Source organism: Enterobacter sp. 301B, assembly GCF_003850715.1.
GTDB classification, from domain to species: Bacteria; Pseudomonadota; Gammaproteobacteria; order Enterobacterales; family Enterobacteriaceae; genus Enterobacter; species Enterobacter intestinihominis.
Genome location: NZ_PQTC01000010.1, coordinates 148,147 through 167,427, shown reverse-complemented (window position 1 = coordinate 167,427; position 19,281 = coordinate 148,147). Strand labels below are relative to the sequence as shown.

At 55.1% G+C, this 19,281-nt stretch carries 16 protein-coding genes; 9 read left to right on the top strand and 7 right to left on the bottom strand.

Annotated elements, in window-relative coordinates:
- Both C3451_RS13395 and C3451_RS13390 read right to left on the bottom strand, forming a co-directional pair.
- Window positions 1–409, bottom strand: a 409-nt coding sequence (locus C3451_RS13395) for a phage major tail tube protein (RefSeq protein ID WP_124304330.1), incomplete at its 3' end; no start/stop codon positions are given.
- A complete protein-coding gene (locus tag C3451_RS13390; protein WP_124304329.1) occupies window positions 410–1,591 on the bottom strand; it encodes a phage tail sheath family protein in 1,182 nt (393 codons plus the stop codon). It abuts the gene before it with no gap.
- Window positions 1,592–1,743: 152 nt separating this feature from the next.
- On the opposite strand from C3451_RS13390, the gene C3451_RS13385 reads away from it, so the two are divergent.
- The 7 genes from C3451_RS13385 to ybaK all read left to right on the top strand — a co-directional run bounded on the left by C3451_RS13385 (window position 1,744) and on the right by ybaK (window position 8,853).
- A complete protein-coding gene (locus C3451_RS13385; protein ID WP_124304328.1) occupies window positions 1,744–2,880 on the top strand; it encodes a phage late control D family protein in 1,137 nt (378 codons plus the stop codon).
- A gap of 39 nt (window positions 2,881–2,919) precedes the next feature.
- A complete protein-coding gene (locus C3451_RS13380) occupies window positions 2,920–3,168 on the top strand; it encodes an ogr/Delta-like zinc finger family protein (RefSeq protein WP_124304327.1) in 249 nt (82 codons plus the stop codon).
- Between the two features lie 113 nt (window positions 3,169–3,281).
- Entirely contained in the window at window positions 3,282–3,614 is a 333-nt protein-coding gene (locus tag C3451_RS13375; RefSeq protein ID WP_124304326.1) for a hypothetical protein, read from the top strand.
- A gap of 4 nt (window positions 3,615–3,618) precedes the next feature.
- The gene (locus C3451_RS13370) at window positions 3,619–4,503 is read left to right on the top strand and encodes a type VI secretion system-associated protein TagO (protein WP_124304325.1); all 885 of its coding nucleotides are present in this window, start codon (window positions 3,619–3,621) and stop codon (window positions 4,501–4,503) included.
- 275 nt (window positions 4,504–4,778) lie between these two features.
- Window positions 4,779–7,277 carry a copper-exporting P-type ATPase CopA gene (copA, locus tag C3451_RS13365; protein ID WP_045621267.1) on the top strand — a complete coding sequence of 833 codons (2,499 nt, stop codon included), beginning with the start codon at window positions 4,779–4,781 and terminating at the stop codon, window positions 7,275–7,277.
- Window positions 7,278–7,380: 103 nt separating this feature from the next.
- Entirely contained in the window at window positions 7,381–8,175 is a 795-nt protein-coding gene (locus C3451_RS13360; protein WP_023299471.1) for a TraB/GumN family protein, read from the top strand.
- A gap of 198 nt (window positions 8,176–8,373) precedes the next feature.
- Window positions 8,374–8,853, top strand: a complete 480-nt coding sequence (gene ybaK, locus C3451_RS13355) for a Cys-tRNA(Pro)/Cys-tRNA(Cys) deacylase YbaK (protein ID WP_010428207.1) — start codon at window positions 8,374–8,376, stop codon at window positions 8,851–8,853.
- Window positions 8,854–8,945: 92 nt separating this feature from the next.
- On the opposite strand, the gene ushA is transcribed toward ybaK, so the two are convergent.
- Window positions 8,946–10,598 carry a bifunctional UDP-sugar hydrolase/5'-nucleotidase UshA gene (ushA, locus tag C3451_RS13350; RefSeq protein ID WP_045621266.1) on the bottom strand — a complete coding sequence of 551 codons (1,653 nt, stop codon included), beginning with the start codon at window positions 10,596–10,598 and terminating at the stop codon, window positions 8,946–8,948.
- A gap of 164 nt (window positions 10,599–10,762) precedes the next feature.
- Between ushA and C3451_RS13345 the strand changes: the two genes are divergently transcribed.
- Window positions 10,763–11,983: an MFS transporter gene (locus tag C3451_RS13345; RefSeq protein ID WP_022647282.1), complete on the top strand. Its 1,221-nt coding sequence runs from the start codon at window positions 10,763–10,765 to the stop codon at window positions 11,981–11,983.
- 232 nt (window positions 11,984–12,215) lie between these two features.
- Entirely contained in the window at window positions 12,216–13,892 is a 1,677-nt protein-coding gene (ybaL, locus tag C3451_RS13340) for a YbaL family putative K(+) efflux transporter (protein ID WP_022647281.1), read from the top strand.
- Window positions 13,893–13,998: 106 nt separating this feature from the next.
- Here the strand turns inward: ybaL and C3451_RS13335 are convergent, their stop codons facing one another.
- From C3451_RS13335 to htpG, 4 genes are all read right to left on the bottom strand, one after another.
- A complete protein-coding gene (locus C3451_RS13335; RefSeq protein ID WP_022647280.1) occupies window positions 13,999–15,303 on the bottom strand; it encodes an inosine/guanosine kinase in 1,305 nt (434 codons plus the stop codon).
- A 62-nt stretch (window positions 15,304–15,365) separates the two neighbouring features.
- Entirely contained in the window at window positions 15,366–16,328 is a 963-nt protein-coding gene (hemH, locus tag C3451_RS13330; protein WP_017383216.1) for a ferrochelatase, read from the bottom strand.
- Window positions 16,329–16,452: 124 nt separating this feature from the next.
- The gene (adk, locus tag C3451_RS13325) at window positions 16,453–17,097 is read right to left on the bottom strand and encodes an adenylate kinase (RefSeq protein ID WP_022647279.1); all 645 of its coding nucleotides are present in this window, start codon (window positions 17,095–17,097) and stop codon (window positions 16,453–16,455) included.
- A gap of 229 nt (window positions 17,098–17,326) precedes the next feature.
- Entirely contained in the window at window positions 17,327–19,201 is a 1,875-nt protein-coding gene (gene htpG / locus C3451_RS13320; protein ID WP_124304324.1) for a molecular chaperone HtpG, read from the bottom strand.
- Window positions 19,202–19,281 lie beyond the last annotated feature (80 nt).

Here is a 19,281-nt window from a genome sequence, read left to right as displayed (position 1 = left end):
CGATGCTGAGCCTGTAATAGGTATTCTTCATCGTGTAGCTGACAGAGGTATCTTCTCCCTGCTTGCTTTCACCACCATCCATTTCGGTGATACGGCCGCGCAGCTCGACCTCAACCAGCAGGCTTTCGCCATCGGTGTAATATTCACCGGCGAAGCGGAAGCGGGTTTCGTCGATATCACCGCAGTAGTTCAGCAGTAACGATTGAACCAGACCACCAACCACCATCGTGGTATCCAGCGCGCCACTGTCCAGACCGAGATCCACCGCAGCAGAGCCAATCATCCCGCCACCCTGAAAGTCTTCAGTTTTACGGGTCAGTTTTGGCAGCGTCACGGAAGAGACTTTACCGATGCAGTTGCTGCCGTTCACAAAGCAGGTGAACAGGCGCAGTTTGTGAGGAACAGCCATTTATGCACCTCCCAGTGAAGAGAACGCCGATTCGAAATACTCATCCGTGAAGGTCTGGTAGAGCGTCAGATCTTCCATTGGCGGAACCGGTGTATATTTATAGCGGATGCGTACCTGACCCTGACGGAGACCGGGTGTCGGGTTATCCAGGATATCAAACCAGCATTCCGCACCGATCAGCCGCCCCTGCGTCACCAGCGAATTGAGTTTGCCGCTGATGCCGCTGACCACGTCCTTAACGTTGGCCGGGGTTAGCGGTTCGTCCACTGATTTAAATTGCGCCTCAGCGATACTGTCAGCCAGAATCTGTGCCGTACGGGTATAAACCTCAAAGATATAATCTTTGGTATCCGTAACACGGTTGCCCCAGAACCGGAAACCGTTACGCTTGATGAGCGTCGTGATCTCCTTGTTGTTGAGTTCGTTCGCGTCGCTGTCTTCGGCCTGTAGCGACCAGAAAACATCCTGCGAAATGCCCAGCACGTTCTTGACCGACACGTTGGAAAGCGATTTGTGCCAGCCCTGATTGTTGTCAATCAGCGCGCGAAGGCCGCAGGCATACGCCGGAGCCGGGAAGATTTCATTTTCTCCGGTCTGCGGGTTGTATGCGATGAAGTCAGGCCAGATAAGCATTAGCTCACGATAGGCGAAGGTTGCGCGGTAGGCGATAGCTTCTGCCATCGTCGAGCGGCCGTAGCAACTGGCATAAACAAACGCACGCAGATTCTGCGCAATAACGCACAGCGCAGAGGTCACTTCTTCCGTGTCGTAGCCCGGCACGGCCAGAATGCGCGGGCGATAACCTACCTTCTGTTCGGCCGTCAGAAATGCGTACATGCCGGTATAGCTGCCGTCTTCTGCCGTGCCACCCATGATGAGCTGCGACTGCGTTTTGCCGCCTTCTTCTTCGGTCGCTGCTGCCACGCGCACAACAATGACCTTCGGGCTGGTCTGGTCATCGATGGCTTTAAGCGTTTTGTACAGGGAGCCGGTTTTACCCGCCTTACCCAGCACGCTGTTAACCCGTGTCAGCAACACGGGGGTATTCAGGGGAAAGGTTTCCGCGTCGGCATCATCCGCCACGGCGACGACCCCAATGACACTGGATTCAATGTCATTGATGGCCGTTACCAGGTCGGTATTTTCCCGGACGCGTACACCGTGGAAACGTGTCTCTGACATGTTAGCCACCATTACGTTATTGAGTTCGCAGTGATAATCCCTCATGTCTGAACGCCACTCACGCTATTACGGGTCTGGCCGGACGGCGACAACAAAAACCAATTTGGTCTCTCCCGCGCGCGTGGGATCCTTCGCCGGAATAAGGGGGAAGCATGGCACTTACAGACCTGACAAAATCACTTAGCGATGCCGTCAGCAGCTATAACGATTCACTGACCGAGGCGGTAAAAAGTCCGGGATTCAGCATTACGATGGGCGGCAAGGTGCTGACGCAGCTTGATGATCGGATCATGTCGTTTTCACTGACGGACAACCGGGGATTTGATGCCGATCAGCTGTCCATTTCCATTGATGACAGTGACGGTTTGGTTGCATTGCCGCCGCGTGGAGCTGAGCTTGCCGTATCAATTGGCTGGCTGGGTGAGCCACTGATCTACAAAGGTCTGTACACGGTTGATGAGGTGTCCCACGAAGGCCCGGCAGATACCATTGGCATTACTGCCCGCAGTGCTGATTTTCGTGAAGAGTTCAACGTAAAACGAGAAGTCTCATGGCATGACGTCACTGTTGAGCGCGTTGTGTCGGCCATTGCACACCGTTACGGACTGAAGGCGCAGATCAGTGAAATGCTCATGGATATAGAGATTGATCACGCCGACCAGACGCAGGAAAGCGATATGTCATTCCTTACCCGCATGGCTGAAATGTTAGGCGCAATTGCCACCGTCAAGAACGGCAGTCTGCTGTTTATCCTGCCGGGCGGCGGTGTGACCGCTGAAGGGAAGGCGCTACCCTCTGCCAGCATTGACCGCACGAGCGGCGACCGTCACCGCTTTCGTATTGCCGATCGAGACGCATATACCGGCGTTCGGGCCTACTGGCTGGATCTCAATTTTGGCAAAAAGAAAAAGGTCAGCGTTAAGCGCCGCAAGCCTGCAAAGCCCAAAAAAGATAAGAGCAGCAGCCGTGAGGGAGATTACATGGAGGGCGCAGACGGTAACGTTTATGTGCTGCGCAAGACCTACCAGAATGAAGAAGCGGCAAAACGGGCGGCGGCGGCTAAGTGGCAACAGCTTCAACGTGGCGCGGCAGAGTTTTCGATCACCCTGGCGCGTGGCCGCGCTGAGCTATACCCCGAAATGCACGTCACGGTTAGCGGTTTTAAGGATGAAATTGATAATCAGGACTGGATCATTGCGCGTGCTGAGCACGTCATCGACGATAGCGGCTTTACCACCCGACTGGAGTTGGAAGCGAAAATACCTGACTGGATAGCGGAAACTGAATAAAATGAAATGGAGTTCAACTCCCACAGGGGAGCCATCATTATGTTCAGATGTCCATTCTGCGGCGCTATGGCCCGCACCCGTACCAGCCGTAAAATAACCGATATGACAATCCGGCAATATCACCAGTGTCAGAATCTGGAATGTAGCCGGTCATTCACCACGCTTAACAGCGTAGAAAGGGAGGTAACAAAGCGTGCAGGTGCTGCACCGTTACCGCCAGACTTCATCCCCCGCGATGCCTTTCCCGCCTCGCACTATGGAAATAATCAACTTAGCCTGATTATTTAAACAAAAGCCCCGTTTTTGTAACGGGGCTTTTCACTTGTCAATGCGTCCAAATCCGATAAAATCCCAATGATTTGTAACAAAAAGATAAGCTTTTTATTAAAGGAGATTGGTTTATGGCATTGGTTAGCTGTCCAGAGTGTCTTAAGGATGTAAGTGATACAGCATTACGTTGCCCGTCATGTGGGAAGCAGCTTAAAAAGCCAAGACGTTCACTTTTTGGAAAAGTCATCAAATGGGCTTTTATACTGTTCAACCTATTTATGATCTACTGCCTCTTCGCAGGATTAGGTGGTAGTGGTGAAGTAATAAATCACGCAACTTCCGATGCAGAAAGAGCTGGGGCTGCAATTGGTACCGGTCTAGGTTTAATGGCAATCGCTAGTGTCTGGCTTATAGGCGACATAATCATCGGTATCTTTGTATTCCTCACAAGACCAAAGGGATGATTAAATGAAAAAGCTTTTTTTAAATGTAATAGCATCATTTATGGCACTCAATGCAGTGTCTGTATGCGCAGGAAGTGAACATAAAAACTTCAATGCAGTCCTTGAGTGTCGGGCTATTGAAAATAATGCTGAACGACTTTCTTGTTACGACAAATCAATACCGCCATCACGAACACAAAATGCTGATAAATTCGAGAGTAGAGATCAATGCCCTAATGAGAAAGATAATGATAAACGACTATCTTGTTACGATCGCTTCTTCTCTCCAACGTTTAAAGCTACAACAAGCACGATAAACACGTCAGCAAAAACTGATTATCAGCAACCTGACCGAGCTAAGTTGTTAGAGTGCCAAAGTGAAATTAATGGCACTAAAAGGCTGGCATGTATCGACAAGTTATTCCCGCAGACTACATCAGCAGAAACTGATGCTGTAGAAAGTTCTGTTTCTAATCCTGGCAAGTGGCAAACATCAATTAGCACCTCACCGGTAGACGACTCAAAAAACATAATCCTCTCACTTAACAGTAATGATTACATTCGAACGCCCTTTGGTGAAAGTGTGATGCCAACAATTTATGTAGCCTGCCGCGAAAAGAAAACGGAGGTATTCATTAACTGGGATGTGTACCTAGGCCTTGAGCAAACGAGTATGCTCTACCGCCTGGATAAACAGAAAGCAGTTGAAAAAGGATGGTCTATCTCAACTGATACCAAAGCGGTTTTTTACAAGGGTAGTGACATCGATTTTATTAAATCTCTAGCTAAAGCAGACAAAATGTTCACCAGAATCACCCCATACAATGAAGCCCCTGTGAGTGCAACCTTCGATCTGAAGGGCCTTTCAGATGCAATGAAACCGCTTCAAAAAGCTTGTGGTTGGAAGTAAACGAAATTTATGTCATTAACCAGAGTAACATTCAGACGATGAAGAGTAACTTGTTATGAAAAAAGCCCCGCTCAGCAAGCGGGGCTTTGTCTTTGTAATGTGGACACTTTTGTCGAAGTGTGGACGCTATGTGGACGCTGATTTTAAAAATCCCTTTCAATCAGCAATTTAAAAGCTTGACCTTCCCCTTGATGGAAGGTTTAACCTTCATAACAGTTAGCGAAAAGCAGAGTGAAGGTCAACAATTGACCAGAACATTATACGGGAGTTTTGTTATGTCTCACACTATTGACCTGACACTGGACGGCCTCTCCTGCGGCCACTGTGTCAAACGTGTTAAAGAAAGCCTGGAGCAGCGTCCTGATGTGGAAAGCGCTGAGGTGACTATCGATCATGCCGCCGTGACCGGCAGCGCCAGCGCCGACGCGCTGATTGATACCATTAAACAGGCCGGTTACGGGGCGGAGTTAAGCCACCCAAAGGCTAAACCGCTGGCAGAGTCATCATCCCCGTCGGAAGCACTGACAGCGGCCACTCCTGAGCTTCCGGTAGCTGATGATATTGATGACAGCCAACAGCTGCTGATCAACGGCATGAGCTGCGCCAGCTGTGTCTCCCGGGTACAAAACGCCTTACAGGCGGTACCGGGCGTCGCACAGGCACGGGTAAACCTGGCGGAGCGTACTGCGCTGGTGATGGGCAGTGCCTCCGCCGCAGATTTAGTGCAGGCCGTGGAGAAAGCGGGCTACGGGGCGGAGGCCATCGAAGATGATGCCGAGCGCCGCGAGCGCCAGCAGGAAACGGCTGTCGCCACCATGAAGCGCTTCCGCTGGCAGGCGATCGTCGCCCTGCTGGTCGGTATTCCGGTGATGGTGTGGGGCATGATGGGTGACAACATGATGGTCACCGCAGACAACCGCACCCTGTGGCTGGTGATTGGTCTGATTACCCTTGCGGTGATGGTGTTTGCAGGCGGACATTTCTATACCAGCGCCTGGAAGAGCCTGAAAAACCGCACCGCGACGATGGACACGCTGGTCGCGCTCGGGACGGGTGCGGCGTGGCTGTATTCGATGAGCGTTAACGTCTGGCCGCAGTGGTTCCCGATGGAGGCGCGCCATCTCTATTATGAAGCGAGCGCGATGATTATAGGTCTGATTAACTTAGGCCATATGCTCGAAGCCCGCGCGCGTCAGCGTTCTTCGAAAGCGCTGGAAAGATTACTCGATTTAACCCCGCCGACGGCCCGCGTGGTCACCGACGATGGGGAAAAAAACGTTCCTCTCTCAGAGGTGCAACCCGGTATGACGCTGCGTCTCACCACCGGTGACCGCGTGCCCGTCGACGGTGAAATCACCCAGGGCGATGCCTGGCTTGATGAAGCCATGCTGACCGGTGAGCCGATCCCCCAGCAGAAATCTCAGGGCGATGCGGTGCATGCGGGTACGGTGGTACAGGACGGCAGCGTGCTGTTCCGCGCCAGCGCCGTTGGCAGTCATACCACACTGTCACGCATCATTCGGATGGTCCGCCAGGCGCAGAGCAGTAAGCCGGAAATTGGTCAGCTTGCCGATAAAATCTCCGCCATTTTTGTGCCAGTGGTGGTCGGTATTGCCCTGCTGAGCGCGGCAATCTGGTATTTCTTCGGCCCGGCGCCGCAGATTGTCTACACCCTGGTGATCGCCACCACGGTACTGATCATCGCCTGCCCTTGTGCCCTTGGTCTGGCCACGCCGATGTCGATTATCTCTGGCGTCGGACGCGCCGCCGAATTTGGCGTACTGGTCCGTGATGCTGACGCCCTGCAACGGGCAAGCACGCTGGACACCCTCGTCTTTGACAAAACCGGCACGCTCACCGAGGGCAAACCGCAGGTAGTGGCCGTTAATACCATTGGCTGTACGGAGACGGATGCCCTGCGCCTGGCCGCCGCGCTGGAACAAGGCTCCAGTCACCCGCTGGCGCGCGCCATCCTTGAGAAAGCCGGTGATGCCCGCCTGCCGCAGGTAAGCAACTTCCGCACCCTGCGCGGTTTAGGGGTCAGCGGTGAAGCAGAAGGCCATACGCTGCTGCTGGGTAACCAGGCACTGCTAACTGAACACGGTGTTGATACGTCCGTGCTGGACGCTGAGCTGAACGCGCAGGCCTCTCAGGGCGCGACGCCGGTTCTGCTGGCGAGGGATGGTCAGGTGGCGGCGCTGCTGGCCGTACGCGATCCGTTACGCCAGGACAGCGTGGATGCCTTGCAACGCCTGCACCATGCGGGCTATCGCCTGGTGATGTTAACCGGTGATAACCCGACTACCGCTAACGCCATCGCCAGAGAAGCCGGGATTGATGAGGTGATAGCCGGCGTACTGCCAGATGGCAAAGCGGACGCCATCAGGAAATTGCAACGTGATGGTCGTCAGGTGGCGATGGTCGGCGACGGCATCAACGACGCCCCGGCGCTGGCGCAGGCTGACGTAGGTATTGCGATGGGCGGCGGGAGCGATGTCGCCATTGAAACCGCGGCAATCACCCTGATGCGCCACAGCCTGATGGGTGTGGCGGATGCGCTGGCGATTTCGAAAGCCACGTTGCGCAACATGAAGCAGAACCTGCTGGGGGCCTTCGTCTATAACTCGCTCGGCATTCCGATTGCCGCCGGGATTTTGTGGCCGCTGACCGGCACCCTGCTGAACCCGGTTGTTGCGGGTGCAGCGATGGCGCTCTCGTCAATTACCGTGGTGAGCAACGCTAACCGTCTGCTGCGGTTTAAACCGAAAGCGTAGAATCCCGGAAGCAGGCCGGGTAAGCGCAGCGCCGCCCGGCTTTCGCCTATTGCGCCCCCCTTCCCCACGCGCTAGCATGAACCTTTCCGTTTATGGAGCGCGTATGGGTCTGTTTAATCGTATAAAAACATCGTTTCGCGCCCTTTTTCCCCGCCGTTATGCCTGGCCCGGTATGGATATTTCGCTTCCGGGTGGGCAGCAACTGCACCTGGTGGGAAGCATTCATATGGGCACGCAGGATATGTCCCCCCTGCCCTCAGGCCTGATTAAACTACTGAAGCGCGCCGACGCGCTGATCGTCGAAGCCGACATCTCCGGCCATGAATCGCCGTTTGCCGGGCTGGAAAGCGACCGCCCCCTGGCTGAACGTCTTAACGAGACGCAGCTGGCTGAGCTTACCCGTCTTGCGGATGAGTCCGGCGTCTCGCTCTCAATGCTCGACACCCTGCCCCTGTGGCAAATTGCCATGGTGCTACAGGCAACCCAGGCGCAGCGCCTGGGGCTGCGCGGCGATTACGGTATCGATTATCAACTGCTGAATGCGGCACGGGCGTGCAACCTGTCCGTCATTGAACTGGAAGGCACGGACAGCCAGATTGCGCTTCTTCGCCAGCTTCCTGATGACGGCAAGATGCTGCTGGATGATACCCTGACCCACTGGCACACCAACGCGCGTCTGCTGCAAACGATGATTGGCTGGTGGCTGGATGCGCCGCCCGCAGACGGTAAGCTGGCGTTACCGTCGACGTTCAGTGAATCGTTGTATGATGTGCTGATGAACGCGCGCAACCAGGCGTGGCGGGAGACGCTGTATGCCCTGCCTGCCGGTCGTTATGTTGTCGCGGTTGGCGCGTTGCATTTGTACGGAGAAGGGAATTTGCCGTCGCTGCTGAAATAAAAAAATGGCCAATATTTCTATTGGCCCGTCAAAGAGGAATTTCATCGTTTTTATTATACCGAAGTGACCTTCGGCTACGCCGATTGTCGCTCAAAGTAACCATCACTGCCAATACTATTGCGCAAGATGGTGCTATTTTTTAGACAAACGTCAGGCGTATGCTGCTGGCATGAACCGTCTGTCGTAAGAAGGATAGCCATGACTCCCGCCGTTAAATTACTCGAAAAAAACAAAATTTCTTTCCGGATCCACACCTACGATCACGATCCGAACGAAACCAACTTTGGTGATGAAGTGGTGCGCAAGCTGGGGCTGAACGCGGACCAGGTATACAAAACGCTGCTGGTCGCGGTGAATGGCGATATGAAGCACCTCGCCGTGGCAGTGACGCCCGTCGCCGGACAGCTTGATCTGAAGAAAGTGGCCAAAGCGCTGGGAGCGAAAAAGGTCGATATGGCAGACCCGATGGTTGCGCAACGCACTACGGGTTATCTGGTCGGCGGGATCAGCCCGCTCGGCCAGAAAAAGCGTCTGCCGACCCTGATCGATGCGCCTTCGCAGGAATTTGAGACGATCTATATTTCTGGCGGCAAACGCGGGCTGGATATCGAACTGGCCGCAGGCGATCTGGCGAAAATGCTGGACGCGAAATTTGCGGATATTGCGCGCAGGGATTGAGAAAATTGCCCGGTGGCGCTGCGCTTACCGGGCCTCCGATTCGAATGTAGGCCGGGTAAGGCGTAGCCGCCACCCGGCACAACACACCCGCACTACTGCCAGCTCACCTCGCCCTTCGGCTCATACGCGTTCACGTCAATCGGTGAATTTTGCTGGATAAACTGCTTCAACACTTCCGCATCAATAAACCCGGTATTTACATAGCCCGGTTTGTTATCGATATGCGGATAGCCGTCGCCGCCGGTGGCGTTAAAGCTTAACGTTGCCAGGCGGTAGGTTTTCGCCGGATCAACAGGTTCGCCTTTGATTTTGAGATCGTTGAGCTTACCGTCCTTCGCGACGAAGCTGACGTTAGCAAACTGCGGATACGCTCCGGAGTCCGGCTTCATCTGCGCCACGGCGGTCAGGTAGTCAATTACCTCTTTCCCGCTCATGTCCGCATACACCACCACGTTGCCAAACGGCTGCACTTTGAGCACGTCTTTATAGGTGATGTTTCCGCCATCGATGGAATCACGAATACCGCCGCCGCTCATCACGCCGAAATCCGCATTCGTGCGCGCCATCTGCGCGGCCAGCACCAGACGCCCCATGTTGGTTTGTACGAAGCGGACTTTGCTGCGGTCCCCTTCCAGTCGTCCGTTAAGCGTGCCAATCTTCACGTCCAGCTGCGCTTTCCCTTTGCTCTGGAACGGCGTCAGCAGGGAGAGCATCTGCTGGTTTTCAGCGATCTCTGGCGTGTAGAGTACCCGCTCGCTTTTGCCGTCCGGGTAGGTCACTTTCTTCTTCAGGTTGACCGGGATGAGCTGATAGTGCACCAGCTTCATCTCGCCGTTACGGAATTCGAAATCCGCACGGCCAACGTATTTACCCCACTCGTGGGCCTGTACAATCCAGATACCGTTCTGACGATCCGGGGCGCACGGCGTGCCGGGCACATAATCTACCTGCTTTTTATTCTCAGAAGCCATGCAGACCGGATCCTGTGAGTGACCGCCCACAATCATCGCCAGCGAGCCCGCAGGAAGGCTGCGCGCCATCTCCACGTCGCCCGGCGCGTTAGAGCCGTGCTGACCGTTGTCGTAATGCCCCATGTGGGTGGTAGCGATAATCACATCCGGTTTTTCATTCTGCTGCAACTCCTGGATCACCAGCTTCGCTTCGTCCGCCGGTTTACGGAATTCGATGTCGGTGAAAAATTCAGGGTTGCCAATTTTGGCCGTATCGTCGGTGGTTAAGCCGATGACCGCGATCTTCAGATCCTGACGCTTAAACAGCGCCCACGGTTTAAACAGGCGCTCGCCGGTGCTTTTCTGATAAATATTGGCGGAAAGGAACGGAAATTTGGACCACTTTTCCTGCTGGCGCAATACGCTCAGCGGGTTATCAAACTCGTGGTTTCCGACCGCCATCGCGTCGTAACCAATTAAATTCATGCCGCGGAAATCAGGCTCGGCATCCTGCAAATCAGATTCCGGTACGCCGGTATTAATATCCCCGCCCGACAGCAACAGCACGCTGCCGCCCTGAGCCGCGACCTCTTTACGAATGCCGTCCACCAGCGTTTTTTGCGCCGCCAGGCCATATTCACCGTATTCGCTGCGCCAGAAATGGCCGTGATGATCGTTAGTATGCAGAATGGTAATTTTATAAGTTTTATCTTTTTCATACGCCTGCGCGGGCAGGCTTGTCAGCCCCCATGCGGCGATGAGCGCCAGCGCGACGCCACGCTTTATTAACTTCATCTTCTCTCTCCCTGACCCATAGACAAACGCAAAAATTACAGTGACTCACAAGAATAGACAAATAAGTTTTCAGAATTGCGACTTTCTTCAAATGTCACGGACGGGTATGTTAGTCGGATAATAATTACTCCCTGCATCTCTAATTACAAATTGACGTGGTATTTATGGCAATCAGTGAATCAACCCAGCCTGTTCAGGGCGTTCCGGCGTCGCCGCCGAAATCGCGCACTTCCTTCAAAGTATTAGGCGCAATCAGTCTCTCTCATCTGCTCAACGACATGATCCAGTCGCTGATTCTGGCGATCTACCCGCTGTTGCAGTCTGAGTTCTCATTAACCTTCGTGCAGATCGGGATGATTACCCTGACCTTCCAGCTGGCCTCTTCGCTGCTACAGCCGGTGGTGGGCTACTGGACGGACAAATACCCGATGCCATGGTCGCTGCCCATTGGGATGTGCTTCACCCTGAGCGGGCTGGTGCTGCTGGCCATGGCGGGCAGCTTTGAGGCGGTACTGGTTGCCGCGGCGCTGGTGGGAACCGGTTCATCGGTGTTCCATCCGGAATCGTCCCGCGTGGCGCGTATGGCCTCCGGCGGACGCCACGGGCTGGCGCAGTCTCTGTTCCAGGTGGGGGGGAACTTTGGTAGCTCCCTCGGTCCTCTGCTGGCGGCGGTAATTATCGCGCCTTACGGCAAAGGCAACGTGGCGTGGTTTGTGCTGGCCGCGCTGCTGGCGATTGTCGTCCTGGCGCAAATCAGCCGCTGGTATGCCGCGCAGCACCGCGTAAATAAGGGAAAACCTGTCGCGAAGATAACCAATCCCCTTCCGCGTAATAAGGTGATCCTTGCCGTCAGCGTGTTGCTGGTGCTGATTTTCTCGAAATATTTCTATATGGCGAGCATTAGCAGCTATTACACCTTCTATCTGATGCAAAAATTCGGATTATCGGTACAAAACGCCCAGTTCCATCTCTTTGCCTTCCTGTTTGCGGTGGCGGCAGGCACGGTGATTGGCGGCCCTGTGGGAGATAAAATCGGACGTAAATATGTGATTTGGGGCTCTATCCTCGGCGTTGCGCCGTTTACGCTTGTTTTACCGTACGCAACGCTGGAATGGACCGGAATATTGACAGTGATAATTGGTTTTATTCTCGCGTCGGCGTTTTCAGCCATTCTGGTCTATGCGCAAGAGCTGCTGCCGGGACGTATCGGTATGGTTTCCGGTCTCTTTTTCGGTTTTGCCTTTGGCATGGGCGGCCTTGGCGCCGCCGTGTTAGGGATGGTTGCAGACCACACCAGCATCTTCCTGGTCTATAAAATCTGCGCTTTCCTGCCACTTCTGGGGATGTTGACCATATTCCTGCCTGACAACCGTCATAAAGCGTAACTACACGGCTGCCAAAGTTAAACTTTGGCAGCCGGATAACCTGATGCCATAAGGCTTTCCTCTCCCTCCCCTCAGCAAATTTATCAAAATCTGCCTTTTTTCGTGCTTATTGCCTTTTTATTGTGATTTCAACAATTATTCATAAACATAAGCGTAAAAATTGTCATAAACTATTAATCGGCTTTTTGGTATTTGCACCAAAAATGGATCACCCATCGCGAAAGGAGACGGAATGCACCACGCCACACCGCTTATCACCACCATTGTTGGTGGACTTGTGCTCGCTTTTATCCTCGGCATGATTGCCAACAAACTGCGTATTTCGCCCCTGGTAGGCTATTTGTTAGCGGGCGTGCTGGCAGGACCCTTTACGCCGGGTTTTGTCGCAGATACCAAACTTGCACCGGAGCTGGCGGAACTGGGCGTTATCCTGCTGATGTTTGGCGTCGGACTGCATTTTTCCCTGAAGGATCTGATGGCGGTAAAGTCGATCGCCATACCGGGAGCGATCGCCCAGATAGGGGTGGCGACGCTACTGGGCATGGCGCTTTCGGCGGTGCTGGGCTGGTCAATCATGACCGGTATCGTATTTGGGCTGTGTCTTTCAACCGCCAGTACCGTGGTGCTGCTGCGCGCGCTTGAAGAGAGGCAGCTGATAGACAGCCAGCGCGGGCAAATCGCGATTGGCTGGCTGATAGTTGAAGATCTGGTGATGGTGTTGACGCTGGTACTGCTGCCCGCCGTCGCCGGGATGATGGAAAAAGAGAATATCGGCTTCGCTTCGCTGGCGCTGGATATGAGCATTACCATCGGTAAGGTTGTGGCGTTTATTGCCATCATGATGCTGGTGGGCCGCCGTCTGGTGCCGTGGATCATGTCCCGCAGCGCCGCCACCGGCTCGCGTGAACTGTTCACGCTTTCGGTCCTTGCGCTGGCGCTGGGCATTGCCTTTGGCGCTGTCGAGCTGTTTGACGTCTCCTTTGCGCTGGGCGCGTTCTTCGCCGGGATGGTGCTGAACGAGTCCGAGCTGAGCCACCGTGCCGCGCACGATACTCTGCCACTACGTGATGCGTTCGCGGTGCTGTTCTTTGTCTCCGTCGGGATGCTGTTCGACCCGATGATCCTCATCCAGCAGCCGCTGGCCGTGCTGGGTACGCTGGCAATCATCATCTTTGGTAAGTCCGTTGCCGCCTTCTTCCTGGTGCGGATGTTCGGTCACTCGCCGCGCACGGCGCTGACCATCGCCGCCAGCCTGGCGCAGATTGGCGAGTTCGCCTTTATTCTGGCTGGTCTGGGAATGGCCCTGAATCTGCTGCCACAGGCTGGGCAAAATCTGGTGCTGGCGGGGGCGATCCTCTCCATCATGTTGAACCCGGTATTGTTTGCCCTGCTGGAGAAATATCTCGAGAAGACCGAAACCCTCGAAGAGCTGACGCTGGAAGAGGCGACAGAAGAAGAGAAACAGATCCCGGTGGATATCTGCAACCACGCGCTGCTGGTCGGTTTTGGCCGCGTCGGCAGCCTGCTGGGTGAAAAACTGATGGCTCAGGGCATTCCACTTGTAGTGATTGAAACGTCACGCACCCGCGTCGACGAACTTCGCGAACGCGGCATCCGCGCGGTGCTGGGCAACGCGGCTAACGAAGAAATTATGAATCTGGCGCATCTGGACTGCGCTCGCTGGCTGCTGCTCACTATCCCGAACGGTTACGAGGCTGGCGAGATTGTCGCCACAGCCCGTGAAAAATGCCCGCATATCGAAATCATAGCCCGCGCCCATTATGATGACGAAGTGGAGTACATTACCGAGCGCGGCGCGAATCAGGTGGTGATGGGTGAGCGTGAGATTGCAAATACGATGCTGACAATGCTGACGAAGCCGCCAGTTGAAGAGGCAGTGACGGGGTAAGTTTTGTGCGGCCTGGTCCCCTCACCCCAGCCCTCTCCCCAAAGGGGAGAGGGTGTTCAAGTTCCCTCTCCCCTTTGGGGAGAGGGCCAGGGTGAGGGGTCTTCTTTTACCTGTCCCAATACGCCTCTTCGAGGCTGTCTTCCCGTTCCGGCAGCCCACGCGTTAAGCGCGGTGAATGCTGGTTCAGCACCTGATAACTCACGCGGTTCGCGTACTTGCACACCTGCGCCAGCGAGGAATAGGTCAGCCAGTTGAAGGTGTGTTTGCTGGAATTCGGCACATTGGTTTTGTGGTAGGCGTTAGCGGTGATGTCGTGCAGCAGCGCGGCCAGCGCGCCGTCGCCCGCGCCGTTGGTGTTCATGATCTTCTCGGGGCCACCCATATACGGTGCAATGTGGGAGAAGATACGCAGCGGGTTGATGCAGTCTTTATGACGCATGGCGCGGCTGAACTCGTACTGGTTAAATTCGGCGATAGCGCCCGGCAGCAGCGGGTGCTGGGTTTTCCGCTTGCTCTCTTCTTCCGTGAAGCCCGCCATGTACAGCCCGACCGGCCCGGCGGTGCAGAGCACCAGATCCACCCAGTCCAGCGCCTTATCAGACGCCAGCAGCGGATCGCTTTCGCCGGTCAGCGCTTCGGCTTCTTCTTCATTCATCGCCAGAATCGAGACGTGTTCTTTCAGGAAGGCCTGCCACCACTCCGGGTTGTCGGCAATCACGAATTTGGTGCCCAGCGTCAGAACCACAGGCACGTTGTATTTCTTCGCATACTCAATTGCCTTCATGGTTGCGTCCGGCATTGGTTCGCCCGGCTTGCAGCGCACCAGATAAGACGTCAACACCAGCGCAGACGCGCCCGCGATCACCTCTTCCGGAATACTTTCAGCGCGTAGCTTGTTCATATGGCCGGGGCTGATGGCAAAGGTACGCTCGCCGGAATCGCTTATCAGCGTAAAGCAACGACCAATCGGCCCGTCAACGCCCTGCAAATAGTTCAGATCGGTGCGGCTGGAGGTATTGCACAGGTAGCGGTAGGCGTAGCCACCGATTTCGATATTGCTGCACATCACGCCAAGCAGCACCGAGCGGTCGTCTGCCAGAACGGAGTAGTTGTGCATGGTGTTACCGATGGTGCCGCCAGCAAACTGGTGGGTGATAAGATTTTCGCGCATCAGTTCCTGATACAGCGCTTCGGCAACGTCATCCTCAATCACCAGCGAGTGCCCGGCGCTCAGACCGTAACGTGCGACAAACGCATCATCCACTTTGGCTTCAATGTCCACCAGCGTCTGATCGATACCGACCACCCAGGCAGCGCTGGTTTCGCTTTCCTGCTGAATTTGCTGTAACAGCGGATCGCGGGCATCGACGGGGAAATAGTGTTTGGACTTACGTTTACCGGGAAATTTCATGGTCTGAACTGTGCAAAGAATACGGGCCGGGAATGGTAGCACAAACCCGGCCCGTAACGCGATCAGCGGCGGGTGGTGACCAGTGACACCATCATATCGATGTGTTCAGGGGAGTCGTTAAGCGCAGGAATGTATTCGTATTTCGTTCCGCCGGCCTCCATGAAGAACTCTTTGTTCTGGACGGCAATCTCTTCCAGCGTTTCCAGACAATCCGCCGAGAAGCCCGGCGACATAACCTGAATGTGCTTCACGCCCTTCTCGCCCAGCATTTTTAGCGTTTCATCAGTATACGGGGTCAACCACGGTTCACGACCGAAGCGCGACTGGAAGGTCATCATCACCTTCTCAGGCGGCAGGCCGAGGGCGGAGACCAGCTCGCGGGTGGTATCGCGGCAACGCTGGGGGTAATCGTCCCCTTCGTTCGCGAAACGCTGCGGAATACCGTGATAGGAGAGCAGCAGCAGATCCGGCTCGCCGTGTTTTTCAAACGACGCGCGCGCGCTGCTGGCAAGCGCCTGAATGTACAGCTCGTTATCGGCGTAGTCGCGGATAAAGGTGATGCCCGGTATACGGCGGCGGGTCGCCAGAATGCGTGCCAGTTCGTCCCAGACGGCAGCCACCGTGGAGCACGAATACTGCGGATAAAGGGCCAGCACCACAATGTGTTCAACGCCCTGCGCCAGCAGAGAGTCGACGGCGCTTTCCAGGGATGGCTTACCGTAGCTCATACCGAGCGCAACGGGCATGTCCGGCAGACGGGCGGCCAGCGCCTTCTCCTGACGACGGCTGTAGACCATCAGCGGCGAGCCTTCTTCCATCCACACGGACTGATAGAGCTTTGCTACACGCGGAGAACGAATCGGCAGAATGACACCACGCAGCAGTGGCCACCACAGCAGTCTTGGGGTATCCACGACGCGCGTGTCGCTTAAAAATTGTCGCAGGTAGCGTTTTACCGCCGCTGGAGTAGGTGCTTCTGGGGTGCCCAGATTGGCAAGCAGGATGCCGGTTTTCGCCTGACTCATTCACGCCTCTTAACCATTTGATAGGCTGTCAATTGTAGCGGAAATGCGTTTAAACGAAACCCATTGCTGTAATAGGTAAGATGAGAATTTTTCTCACCCGGGGCTCCGGGTGAGAGAGGTGCGCTTAGCCGAGGATTTTTTCCAGCTCTGCACGTACGTCAGCCACGGCTTTGGTGCCGTCAACTTTCGCGTATTTGGTGTTACCCGCCTGCGCCTCTTTGGAGTAGTAGCCGATCAGCGGTGCGGTCATCTGATGGTATTCCACCAGGCGTTTACGCACGGTTTCTTCCTGATCGTCTTTACGGGTGGTCAGCTCTTCGCCGGTCACGTCGTCTTTGCCTTCAACCTTAGGCGGGTTGAATTTGATGTGGTAAACGCGGCCAGAGGCAGCGTGCACGCGACGGCCAACGATACGGTCAACGATCAGTTCGTCCGGTACATCGAACTCCAGCACGTAATCCACGTTGATGCCCGCTTCTTTCATGGCGTCAGCCTGAGGAATGGTGCGCGGGAAGCCGTCCAGCAGGAAACCATTGCGGCAGTCTTCCTGAGCAATGCGCTCTTTTACCAGCGCGATAACCAGTTCGTCGGTCACCAGCTTGCCTGCGTCCATGATGTCTTTAGCTTGTTTGCCCAGCTCGGAGCCAGATTTAACAGCGGCACGCAGCATGTCACCAGTAGAGATTTGCGGAATACCGTATTTCTCCATGATGAACTGAGCCTGAGTTCCCTTACCCGCGCCCGGAGCGCCAAGCAGAATAATACGCATTGCGAAAATCCCCTCAAATGTCGATTCAATTTTTCAAAAGCGCTAAACAATACCACCAGAACGGGTATCGCTCAAGGAAGGCGGGGAGGCTGAAACGGTTAACGGGGGGAGATTATTTGGGTGAGTGCGAGAATGCCCCCTCACCCTAACCCTCTCCCCAAAGGGGAGAGGGGACGATTATACCCTCTCCCCTTTGGGGAGAGGGCCAAGGTGAGGGGTAGGTTTTGTATTACGCCAGCAGCAGCGCATTCACACGTTTAATGAACAGGTTAGGATCTTCCAGGGTGCCGCGCTCGGCCAGCAGGGACTGATCCAGCAGCAGTTCAACCCACTCCGCAAAGCGGGCGTCGTCCTGGGTATCCGCCGCGCGTTTCACCAGCGGATGATCCGGATTAAGCTCAAAGATATATTTCACTTCCGGCACGGCCTGGCCCGCCGCAGCGAACAGTTTCGCCATCTGGGTGCTCATTTCGTCCGCATCGGTGGTGACAATGGCTGGCGTATCGGTCAGACGGTGCGTGAAGCGCACCTCTTTCACGCGATCGCCCAGCAGGGTTTTCACGCGCTCAACGAACGGCTCCAGCGCCTTCTCGGCTTCCTTCGCGCTGTCGTCCACTTCATCCGCCAGCTTATCGATAGACTCGTCGGCTTTAGCAACGGACTGGAAGGATTTACCGTCGAACTCGGTCAGGTAGTTCATCATCCACTCGTCGATGCGGTCAGACAGCAGCAGCACTTCGATGCCTTTCTTACGCAGCAGCTCCAGATGCGGGCTGCTCTTCGCTGCCGCATAGCTGTCGGCGGTGATGTAGTAGATCTTCTCCTGCCCTTCTTTCATTCGGGAGACGTACTCTTCCAGCGATACGGTCTGGGGGGAGGAGTCGTTGTGCGTAGAGGCGAAGCGCAGCAGTTTAGCGATAGCTTCCACGTTCGCGGTGTCTTCCGCCGGGCCTTCTTTCAGCACCAGGCCGAACTGTTTCCAGAAGGTCTGGTATTTTTCCGCATCGTCTTTCGCCAGTTTTTCCAGCATCTGCAACGCTCGCTTGGTCAGGGCGTTACGCAGGTTACGGGTGACGGTGCTGTCCTGGAGAATTTCACGGGAGACGTTCAGCGGCAGATCGTTGGAATCTATCAGGCCACGCACAAAGCGCAGGTAGTTCGGCATGAACTGCTCGGCGTCGTCCATGATGAAGACGCGCTGCACGTACAGCTTCAGGCCGTGCTTGTGATCGCGGTTCCACATGTCCCACGGCGCCTGCGCCGGAATGTACAGCAGGCTGGTGTACTCCTGCTTCCCTTCCACACGGTTGTGGCTCCAGGTCAGCGGGTCGGTAAAGTCGTGGGCGATGTGCTTGTAAAACTCGTTGTACTCGTCGTCTTTAATTTCAGCTTTGTTGCGCGTCCACAGCGCCTGCGCCTTGTTGATTTTCTCCCAGGAAACCACGGTTTCGCCGTCTTTCTCTTCCTGTTTTTCAATCTCCACCGGCAGCGCGATGTGGTCAGAATATTTGCTGATGATGGAGCGTACGCGCCAGTCGTTCAGGAAATCGTCTTCGCCTTCGCGCAGGTGCAGAGTAATTTCGGTGCCGCGATCCGCTTTGGTGATATCATCAACGGTGTATTCGCCTTCCCCTTTGGATTCCCACAGCACGCCGTTTTCGGCGCTGTCGCCCGCGGCGCGGGTGCGCACGGTGACTTTATCCGCCACGATGAATGCCGAGTAGAAGCCTACGCCGAACTGACCGATCAGCTGGCTATCTTTCGCCTGGTCAGAGCCCATGGACTCGAGGAACGCTTTGGTGCCGGATTTAGCGATGGTGCCGAGATGGTCGATCACCTCGTCGCGGTTCATCCCGATGCCATTATCGGCAATCGTCAGGGTGCGGTTCTCTTTATTAAAAGAGACGCGCACGCGCAGTTCGCCATCGCCTTCGTACAGATCCGGGTTGGACAGCGCGCGGAAGCGCAACTTGTCCGCCGCATCGGAGGCGTTGGAAATCAGCTCACGCAGGAAGATTTCTTTGTTGGAATACAGGGAATGGATCATCAGGTGCAGAAGCTGTTTTACTTCTGACTGGAAACCACGGGTTTCTTGTCCTTTCATCTAAGTCGACCTCAACAATGCCATTTAATGGGGTTGTAAAACGTTGAGTGAGAGATGGGGATAAGGGGGGGGATTTTCAA